11 protein-coding genes are annotated in these 8,988 nt (G+C 69.1%); all 11 read right to left on the bottom strand.

Annotated elements, in window-relative coordinates:
• On the bottom strand, positions 1-730 hold a 730-nt coding region (locus Q0V34_RS20240; protein WP_297516052.1), incomplete at its 3' end, for a diguanylate cyclase.
• Positions 731-762: 32 nt separating this feature from the next.
• Complete coding sequence (locus Q0V34_RS20235; RefSeq protein ID WP_297516055.1) at positions 763-1,341, bottom strand: GNAT family protein; 579 nt, start codon at positions 1,339-1,341, stop codon at positions 763-765.
• Between the two features lie 18 nt (positions 1,342-1,359).
• Positions 1,360-2,628: a pitrilysin family protein gene (locus Q0V34_RS20230; RefSeq protein ID WP_297516049.1), complete on the bottom strand. Its 1,269-nt coding sequence runs from the start codon at positions 2,626-2,628 to the stop codon at positions 1,360-1,362.
• Positions 2,629-2,674: 46 nt separating this feature from the next.
• On the bottom strand, positions 2,675-4,072 hold the full coding sequence (gene thrC / locus Q0V34_RS20225; protein ID WP_297516046.1) for a threonine synthase: 1,398 nt from the start codon (positions 4,070-4,072) through the stop codon (positions 2,675-2,677).
• Entirely contained in the window at positions 4,072-4,758 is a 687-nt protein-coding gene (locus Q0V34_RS20220) for an SURF1 family protein (RefSeq protein WP_297516043.1), read from the bottom strand. The genes thrC and Q0V34_RS20220 overlap by 1 nt, the downstream gene beginning before the upstream one ends.
• A complete protein-coding gene (locus Q0V34_RS20215; RefSeq protein ID WP_297516040.1) occupies positions 4,751-5,113 on the bottom strand; it encodes a DUF983 domain-containing protein in 363 nt (120 codons plus the stop codon). Before Q0V34_RS20215 ends, Q0V34_RS20220 begins: the two co-directional genes overlap by 8 nt.
• A gap of 175 nt (positions 5,114-5,288) precedes the next feature.
• Positions 5,289-6,161 (bottom strand): cytochrome c oxidase subunit 3, encoded by an 873-nt coding sequence (locus tag Q0V34_RS20210; protein WP_297516037.1) that lies wholly within the window; start codon positions 6,159-6,161, stop codon positions 5,289-5,291.
• Between the two features lie 68 nt (positions 6,162-6,229).
• The gene (locus Q0V34_RS20205) at positions 6,230-6,877 is read right to left on the bottom strand and encodes a cytochrome c oxidase assembly protein (RefSeq protein ID WP_297516034.1); all 648 of its coding nucleotides are present in this window, start codon (positions 6,875-6,877) and stop codon (positions 6,230-6,232) included.
• Entirely contained in the window at positions 6,858-7,028 is a 171-nt protein-coding gene (locus Q0V34_RS20200; RefSeq protein ID WP_297516031.1) for a hypothetical protein, read from the bottom strand. Before Q0V34_RS20200 ends, Q0V34_RS20205 begins: the two co-directional genes overlap by 20 nt.
• Positions 7,025-8,032: a heme o synthase gene (gene cyoE, locus Q0V34_RS20195; protein WP_297516028.1), complete on the bottom strand. Its 1,008-nt coding sequence runs from the start codon at positions 8,030-8,032 to the stop codon at positions 7,025-7,027. The genes Q0V34_RS20200 and cyoE overlap by 4 nt, the downstream gene beginning before the upstream one ends.
• A 102-nt stretch (positions 8,033-8,134) precedes the next feature.
• On the bottom strand, positions 8,135-8,988 hold an 854-nt coding region (locus tag Q0V34_RS20190; protein ID WP_297516025.1), incomplete at its 5' end, for a cbb3-type cytochrome c oxidase subunit I.

Here is an 8,988-nt window from a genome sequence, read left to right as displayed (position 1 = left end):
CGGCCGAGACCGCGCCGATCGACAGGGTCGGGTGGATATCGAAGCCGGCGACCCGCAGCGGCTGTTCCAAGGCCGAGCGCAGCATCTCGGCCGGTTCATAGCCCCTGGGTTCGCACAGCACGGCGAACTCGTCCTCGCCGATCCGGCCCAGCACGGCGTCGGCGGGGAAGGCGGCGGCCAGGCGCGAGCCGAGCGCGGCCAGCACGAGGTCGGCGCGCTCATGGCCCAGGGCCTCGTTGAGGCGGCGCAGGCGATCGAGGTCGGCCACCACCAGCTGGTGCGCCCCCTCCCTGGCGAGGCGCTCGCGGGCGCGGGCGATGAAGCTGCGGCGGTCCAGAAGCCCCGTGAGGTCGCAGCGCTCCGAGGCCGAGAACTTGGTTTCGGGCGCGACCACGCCGGCCGCGCGCACGCCTTCCTCCAGCCAGACTCCCCGCCACAGGCAGGTCTCGCCGCCGCGCACGCGGAAGCGGGCGACGACCTCGCAGCCGGGTTCGCGAACCTTGAGCACTTCCTCGGCCTGGGCGCGGTCCTGCGGCAGGGCCAGGGCGCGGAAGGCGGCGGAAGAACAGTCGGGGGCCAGAGGGCCGAGGCCCAGCGCGCGGGCGGCGCCGTTCAGGCGCAGGCGGTCGGCTTCGGGCTCCCAGATCCACAGCGCGACGTCCGCCCCGCCCAACGCTTCCAGCGTGGCGGTCGTGTCCCAGATCCGTCGCTCGGCCGTCTTGAAAGACATACGCGTCCCACACCTCGGCCTAGTCTTCAGCGCTACTCCGGCGCGACCAAGCCGAACAGGCGATGATCTCGCCAACCGCCGTTAATTTTCAAATAACCCGGCGCATATCCTTCCTCGGAAAAGCCGCATTTGGTGAGCAGCGCCGCCGAGGCGTGGTTGTGCGGCTGGCAGGCCGCCTCGAGCCGATGGAGTCCCAAGCCCTTGAACGCGAACCGGATCAGGGTCTGGACGGCGTCGGCCATATAGCCCTGGCGGGTGTAGGGCCGGCCGATCCAGTAGCCGATCGACCCGGTCTGGGCGACACCACGCCGCACGTGAAACAGTCTGATGGCGCCGACCAGTGCGTCGTCCTGGCGCCGGAAGATGAAGAACGGATAGGCCTCGCCCAGCTCCAGCTCGCGCGCATAGGCGCCGAGCCGGGCGCGGAAGGCGGCGCGGGTCAGATCGTTCTCCGGCCAGGTCGGCTCCCACGGCTCCAGAAAGTCGCGCGACCCGGCCCGCACCGCCGCCCAGGCGCGGTGATCCTCTCGGCGGGGCGGCCGCAGATAGACGGCGCGCCCCTCCAGCCGCAAGCGCGGCCCGGGCTTCAGAAAGGACGGCAGGGCGATCACGGCGGCCACCTCCGACGCTCAGCGCGCGGCGAACAACGCCTTGTCGAACGCCTCGCCGGCCTTCAAGGCCGACTTGGCGCCCAGCACGGCGGTGGCGGCCCGGCCCGCCAGCAGGCGCTGGCCCACCCGCGCCACGTCGGCCGGGGTCACCGCGTCGACCTCGGCGGCCAGCTCGGCCGGGGGATAGAGCCGATCGAACAGCAGCACCTGGCCGGCGCCCTGCTCGGCGCGCGACAGCGGCTGCTCGCGCGCCATGAACATGTGGGCCTTCAGCTGGGCCTTGGCGCGCGCCAGCTCGGCGTCCTCGATGCGCGAAACCAGCTTGGCCACCTCGTCGGCGCAGACCTTGGCGGTCTCGACCGCGTCGCCGGCCGCGCAGCCGACATAGATGCCCAGCGCGCCGTGATCGGCATAGGTGTCGGCATAGGCGTCGATATTGTAGGCGAGGCCGCGCTTCTCGCGCGCCTCCTGGAATAGCCGCGACGACATGCCCCCGCCCAGGCATTCGGCGAAGATCCGCAGGGCGAAATAGTCGGTGTCCCGTGAGCCGCAGGCCGGCAGCATGAAGACGAGATGCGCCTGCTCCAGCTTGCGCGCCTCGGTCCGGGGACCGCCGATGAAGGCCGCGGGCGGCGGGATCTCGGCGCCGGGCGTGGCGGGCAGGTCGCCGAAGGCGCGCTCGGCGGCCGCCATCAGCTCGGCCTCGTCGACCGCGCCGGTGGCGCTGATCACCAAGTGGTCGGCGGCGTAGAGCGCCTCGCGCCAGCTCGACAGCGCCGCCGGCGTCGCCGTCTCGACCGACTCGACGGTGCCGAGAATGGGGCGGCCGATCGGATGGTCGCCCCAGCTGGCCTCTTGGATCAGGTCGAAGACATAGTCGTCCGGCGCGTCGGCGGCCTCGGCGATCTCCTGGGCGACGACCTGCTTCTCGCGGGCCAGATCGCTGGCGTCCAGCGTCGGGCGGCGCACCAGGTCGGCGATGACGTCCATGCCCAGATCCAGGCCGCCCTTCAGCGCCCGGACCTGGAAGCTGGTGCGCTCATAGCCGGTGGCGGCGTTGATCGAGCCGCCGCCGCTCTCGATGACCTCGACGATGTCGCGCGCCGAGCGGCCGCCCGCGCCCTTGAACACCATGTGCTCCAGGAGGTGCGACCAGCCCGACCGCGCCGGGTCCTCATAGGCCGCGCCGCGTCCCGCCACCACGCTGAGCGCCAGGGTTTCGAGGCCCGGCATGGGGTCGCAGACGACGCGGACGCCATTGGGCAGGGTGCGGAGGATCGCGGTCATGAGGCGCGGTATCTAGGCGCTCGCGGCCGTAAAGACCAGTCCGCGCTCAGCTGGTCGCCGCGAAGGTCCGCACGAAGGCCTTCACCGCCGCGCCGTCGGCGGGCAGCCGCTCGAACTTTTCCGGCTTCTTGGAAAGGTCGGGCGTCGCGCGCGGCGTGGTCGGCGACAGGCCCGTCGCCGCCTCGACCGCCTCGGGGAACTTGGCGGGGTGGGCGGTCGACAGCACCACGACCGGGATCGACGGATCGACCCGGACCCCGGCCGCCGCCGCCAGGCCCACGGCCGTGTGCGGGTCGACGATCTCGCCCGTCTCGTTCAGCGTCGCCAGCATGGTCTTGGCGGTGTCGGCCTCGCTGACGGAGGCTCCGCGGAACAGCTCGCGCATCCAGGCGTGGCCGCCCGGCGGGATGTCCAGGAGGCCCGTGTCGGCGAAGGCGCGGAAGGCGCGCCCCGTCTCGACGCCGTCGCGGCGCACGGCCTCGAAATAGAGCCGCTCGAAATTGCTGGCGACCTGGATGTCCATGGCCGGGCTCTGGGTCGCGGCGACCGCGCCGCGCGCATAGCGGCCGTCCTCGAAGGCGCGGGCCAGGATGTCGTTGGAATTGGTGGCGGCGGTCACCGAATGGATCGGCAGGCCCAGCTTCTTGGCGACGAACGCGGCGTAGGCGTCGCCGAAATTGCCGGTCGGCACCACGAAGGCGACCTCGCGCGCCGGCGCGCCCAGGGCCACGGCGGCGGTGAAGTAATAGACGCTCTGGGCCGCGATCCGCGCCCAGTTGATCGAGTTGACGCCCGAAAGGTCCACCGCGTGGCGGAACTGGTCGTCCTGGAAGGCCTGTTTGACGATGTGCTGGCAGTCGTCGAACGAGCCCAGCACCGAGATGCAGGCGACATTGGCGTCGGTCGCCGTGGTCATGAACCGGCGCTGCACCGCGCTGATCCGGCCCTCGGGGAAGAGGGCGACGATGCGGGCGTTCCTGCGGCCCCGGAAGGCCTCGACCGCCGCGCCGCCGGTGTCGCCCGAGGTGGCGCAGATGATCGTCATCTTCCGCGACTGGCGCTCGAGCACGTAGTCGTAGAGCCGCCCCAGCAGCTGCATCGCCACGTCCTTGAAGGCCAGGGTCGGACCGTGGAACAGCTCCAGCAGGTAGCGGCTCGCCGTCAGCTGCTTCAGCGGGACGACGGCGGTGTGGGCGAAGGTGGCGTAGGCCTCCTCGCACATGGCCAGGAGATCGGCCGGCGGAATGTCGTCGCCGACGAACTTGCCGACCACGGCGGCGGCGACCTCGGCATAGGGCTTGCCGGCGAAGGCGGCGATCTCGGCGGCCGTGAAGCTCGGCCATTCCGACGGGACATAGAGGCCGCCGTCGGGCGCGAGGCCGGCCAGCACCGCATCCAGAAAGCCGATGGGCGCGGCCTGGCCGCGGGTCGACACGTAGCGCATCAGGATTTCAATCTCCGCCAGAGCATGGCGGCATAGATAAACAGCAGGGTTACGGCAAGACCGAACCACGTCAGGGCATATTCGAGGTGCCGATTGGAAATTTCTACCGGCAGCGGCGCGGGCGTGAGGCCCGCCGCGGCGGGCGTTTCCTGCTCGGCCATCAGCACCAGCGGCGCGGGCTTGCGGCCGGGGAAGCGTTTCAGCACCTCGGCGCGGTCGCCGCCCAGCTGCGCGATCGGCGTCAGGACGCCGACCACCCGCCGGGGCGCGTCGAACGCCCGGGCCGGCGGCGACACCTGGCCCGTCAGGCCGGGCACGAGGCCGCGATCGACCAGGATCATGTCATAGGGGCCCGCCAGGATCGCGCAGGGGGCCTGGGCGCGCCAGATCACGTCGCCCTCCCGCACGCCATAGACCAGGGGCAGCGGCGGGCTGGCGACGTCGCCGCAGTCGACGCTGACCCGGGTCCAGGCCAGGTCCTCCGGCTTGGTCTGAGCGGTCAGCACCTGGACCAGCGGCAGGGCGGGCGCGGTCTTCAGCTTCTCGATCCGGGCCAGCAGGCCCTCCTTCCAGTGCAGGCGCTGGACCTGCCAGGTCCCGAGCCCGCAGAGGAGGACGAAGGCGATCGCCGTGGCGATCGTCAGGCCGACGGGGAAGCCGGCTTTCCTCGGCGCGATCTCAGACATCGCCGCGTCCCGCCTCGGAGGCCTTCTGCGCGACCTGGGCGGCGACCATCAGCCCCTTGGCCGGCCGCATCAGGCCCAGGGTGATGACCAGCACGGCAGGCAGCCAGACGACCAGCAGCAGCCAGACCGGCCAGTTCCAGGCGAACATCGAGAACAGCGCCCCGAACGCGCAGATCGTCCCGGCGATCAGGATCACGAAGGTCGCCGCGCCGTCGCCGGTCTCGTACTTGCCGAGCTCGAAGCCGCAGGCCTCGCAGAAGGGCTGCACCTTCAGGAAGCCCTCGAACAGATGGCCTTCGCCGCAGTGGGGGCAGAGGCCGCGCGCGCCGGCGGCGTAGGGGTTCACGTGGGTCATTGGAACCTTTGGCCCGAAATCCCCGCCTTTCGACAAGCTCAAGGTGAGGATTTCTACTGTGTCGACGATAGCCCTCATCCTGAGCCTGTCGAAGGACGAGGGCGACCCCACCGCCCTCAAACGAAAAAGGCCCGGAACGCTGGTCGGCGCTCCGGGCCCCTGGGATCCGAGGATCTTAGTGGGGCGAGGCCCCGAAGATCACGTAGATGAAGGCGAACAGGAACAGCCAGACCACGTCCACGAAGTGCCAGTACCAGGCGGCGGCTTCGAAGCCGAAGTGCTTCTGCGGCGTGAAGGCCCCGTTCATCAGGCGGATCAGGCAGACGATCAGGAAGATCGTGCCGACGAACACGTGGAAGCCGTGGAAGCCGGTGGCCAGGAAGAAGGTCGAGCCGTAGAGGCCCGAATTGGCGGCCGCTTCCGAGTAGAACAGGTGCTCGTGATTGATGTGGCTGTACTCGTAGACCTGAATGGTCGTGAACAGCGCGCCGAGCAGGATGGTCAGGATCAGACCCCACTTGGCGCCCTTGCGGTCGCCGACCTGCAGGGCGTGGTGGGCCCAGGTCACGGTCGTGCCCGACAGCAGCAGGGTCAGGGTGTTGACCAGCGGCAGGTGCCAGGGCGAGACGGTCTCGACGCCGGCCGGCGGCCAGGTGGCCCAGGCGGTGCGGACTTCCTCGATCGAGGACAGGGTCCGGTGGTGATGGAACAGCGCCATCTCGAAGAACATCCAGAACCACGCCACGAAGAACATCACTTCCGAGGCGATGAACAGGATCATGCCGTAGCGCAGGCCGATCGAGACGACCGGGGTGTGGTCGCCGGCGCGGGCTTCCTTGGCCACGTCCGACCACCAGCCGAACATGGTGTAGAGCACGCCCGCGATCCCGGCGGCGAAGATGGCCCAGTTGCCCTTCTCGATGCCGAAGACGCCGCCCTTGATCCAGCCGATGAGGCCGATCGCCATGACGGTCGCGGCGGCCGAGCCCACGAAGGGCCACGGGCTGGGCGGAAGGATGTGGTAGTCGTGTTTGACGGCGCCGGCCATGTTGCTGCTAACCCTTATATCCCTCTGAGCCCGGTCGCTGGTCCCCCGCGCCGGGATCGTTGTGAACGCTATAGCCCTCTCGACGGTGCGCCGCCAAGGGGTTCCACGATACGAGCCGGCGCCGGAGCGCCGCCTTTGGCGGTCTTTCCGTCGTCGACAGCCGGGAAGAACGTGTAGCTGAGCGTGATCTCGCTCTTGCCCTTGGTCTCCGGGTCGTCCGCGAACTGGGGATCGACGAAATAGACGACCGGGAACTCGACCGTCTGGTGCGGCTGGATCGTCTGGCTGGAGAAGCAGAAGCACTCCAGTTTCTGGAAGTACGGCCCCGCCGATTCCGGCACCACGTTGTAGAGCGCGCGGCCCGTCTGCGGCTTGTCGGTCGGGTTGGTGACCTTGAAGAAGGCCAGGCCCGTCTCGCCGATGCGCACGTCCTGGCTGGCCTGCATCGAGCGGAACTGCCAGGGCAGCTCGCGGATATTGGCGTCGAAGCGGATGGTGACCTTGCGATCCAGGATCCGGGTCGGCTTGGCGGCCGCCTTGCGCACCGTGCCGTCGAAGCCGGTGGCCTGGCAAAAGAGCTTGTACAGCGGCACGGCGGCATAGGCCGCGCCGACCATGCCGAAGAAGGCCGCGACGCAGATCAGCGCGACCTTGCGGTTGCGGCGCGCGGCGTCGGCCGGCTTGCGGTCCTGGGTCTCAATGGGGGTGCGCGACATTGCCGCCAAGCCTCACCAGGGTCACCACGAACACCAGGATGACGAACGCCACGAGGCCCAGGCCCAGCGCGATGTTGCGGCCGTCGCGGGCCTTCTTGGCGGCCGCTTGGGCCGCCGCTTGGGCCGCGTCCTTGTCTAGGGGCGGATTCACTTCAAGAGCTCCAGCGGATGCAGGCCCGTGACCGCCTCGCCCAGCAGGGCGGCGAACAGGGCGAAGAGATAGAGGATCGAGAACGCGAACAGATTGCGCGCGGCCTTGGACCCGGCGGCCTTTTCGTCCTCGGTGACGTCGTAGAGGGCGCGGTCCGCCACGCGCGGATCGGCCGCGTCGCCGGCCTTGCTGGCGAACACGCGGGCCGCCAGGATCAGGAACACCGCCCCGCCCAGGGCCGCCACCGCCAGATAGAGCGGGCCGCCCAGGCCCGTCAGCACCGGCGACAGGCAGATCGGGATCAGGATCAGGCTGTAGATCAGGATCTGCTTGCGCGTCTCCTTGGCGCCCTTGACCACCGGCAGCATCGGCACGCCGGCCTTGGCGTAGTCGGTGGTGACATACAGCGACAGCGCCCAGAAGTGCGGCGGGGTCCAGAAGAAGATGATCGCCACCATCAGCCAGGCGTTCAGCGGCGCGTGACCGGTGGCCGCCGCCCAGCCGATGGCGGGAGGCAGGGCGCCGGCCAGGCCGCCGATGACGATGTTCTGCGCCGTCCAGCGCTTGAGCCACATCGTGTAGACCACGGCGTAGAAGACGATGGTGAAGGCCAGGAGACCCGCCGCGAACCAGTTGATCGCGAAGCCCAGGAACATCACCGACAGCAGGCCGAGCACCACGCCCAGGGCGGCGGCCTCCTCGCCCTTGACCTTGCCCGAGGGCACCGGCCGGCCGCGCGTGCGGCGCATCTGGCGGTCGATGTCGGCGTCGTACCACATGTTCAGCGCCCCCGAGGCCCCGGCCCCGACGGCGATGCACAGCACCGCGATCGCGCCGAGGAACGGGTGGATCGGCGCGCGGGCGGCCAGAAGGCCCGTCAGGCCGGTGAAAACCACCAGCGACATCACGCGCGGCTTCATCAGCTGGAAATAGTCCTGCCAGCGAGCGGTCTCTGTCGTGTCGACGGACACGGTCTCCGGGGTCATGGCGAGGGTCTTCGACATCGAGGGAAATATATCGGTCTTGAATGGGCGAAGGGCGCGGCCCGGACCCTTAAGGATCCCGACCGCGCCCCCTTTTGCTTCAGATCAACCCGAAGGCGGTCTTTAGTGGTGGTCGTCCGCCTTGATCACCGGCGGTTCGCTGAACTGGTGGAACGGCGGCGGCGAGGACAGGGTCCATTCCAGCGTGGTGGCGCCTTCGCCCCACGGATTGGCCTCGGCCTTGCGGCGGCGGACGGCGGCTTCGATCAGGACGATCAGGAAGACCGCGACGCCGACCACGGTGATCGCGTAGCCCACCGACGAGATGTAGTTCCACTTCTCGAAGGCGACCGGATAGTCGACATAGCGGCGCGGCATGCCCTGCAGGCCCAGGAAGTGCTGCGGGAAGAAGATCAGGTTCACGCCGACGAACATGATCCAGAAGTGCAGGCAGCCGAGGAACTCGTTGTACTTCACGCCCCACATCTTCTCGAACCAGTAGTAGAAGCCCGCGAAGATGGCGAAGACGGCGCCCAGCGACAGCACGTAGTGGAAGTGGGCCACCACGTAGTAGGTGTCGTGCAGGCTGTAGTCGATGCCGGCGTTCGACAGGACGACGCCGGTGACGCCGCCGACCGTGAACAGGAAGATGAAGCCGATCGCCCACAGCATCGGCGTCTTGAAGTCCAGCGAGCCGCCCCACATCGTGGCGATCCAGCTGAAGATCTTCACGCCGGTCGGGACGGCGATGATCATCGTGGCGGCCACGAAATAGGCGCGCAGGTTGATGCTCATGCCGACCGTGTACATGTGGTGCGCCCACACGACGAAGCCGACGAAGCCGATGGCGACCATCGCGTAGGCCATCGCCAGGTAGCCGAACACCGGCTTCTTGGAGAAGGTCGAGACGATGTGGCTGATGATGCCGAAGCCCGGCAGGATCAGGATGTACACTTCCGGGTGACCGAAGAACCAGA

The organism is uncultured Caulobacter sp., assembly GCF_947036865.1.
Classification (GTDB): Bacteria; Pseudomonadota; Alphaproteobacteria; order Caulobacterales; family Caulobacteraceae; genus Caulobacter.
Note: the sequence above shows the minus strand (reverse complement) of the source record. Positions and strands in the feature narration are given on the sequence as shown.

Coding starts and splice junctions, on each gene's coding strand:
- Q0V34_RS20215 (WP_297516040.1), bottom strand. CDS start 5,113: ATGACCCACGTGAACCCCTACGCCGCCGGCGCGCGCGGCCTCTGCCCC.
- Q0V34_RS20205 (WP_297516034.1), bottom strand. CDS start 6,877: ATGTCGCGCACCCCCATTGAGACCCAGGACCGCAAGCCGGCCGACGCC.
- Q0V34_RS20220 (WP_297516043.1), bottom strand. CDS start 4,758: ATGTCTGAGATCGCGCCGAGGAAAGCCGGCTTCCCCGTCGGCCTGACG.
- Q0V34_RS20230 (WP_297516049.1), bottom strand. CDS start 2,628: ATGACCGCGATCCTCCGCACCCTGCCCAATGGCGTCCGCGTCGTCTGC.
- cyoE (WP_297516028.1), bottom strand. CDS start 8,032: ATGTCGAAGACCCTCGCCATGACCCCGGAGACCGTGTCCGTCGACACG.
- Q0V34_RS20210 (WP_297516037.1), bottom strand. CDS start 6,161: ATGGCCGGCGCCGTCAAACACGACTACCACATCCTTCCGCCCAGCCCG.
- thrC (WP_297516046.1), bottom strand. CDS start 4,072: ATGCGCTACGTGTCGACCCGCGGCCAGGCCGCGCCCATCGGCTTTCTG.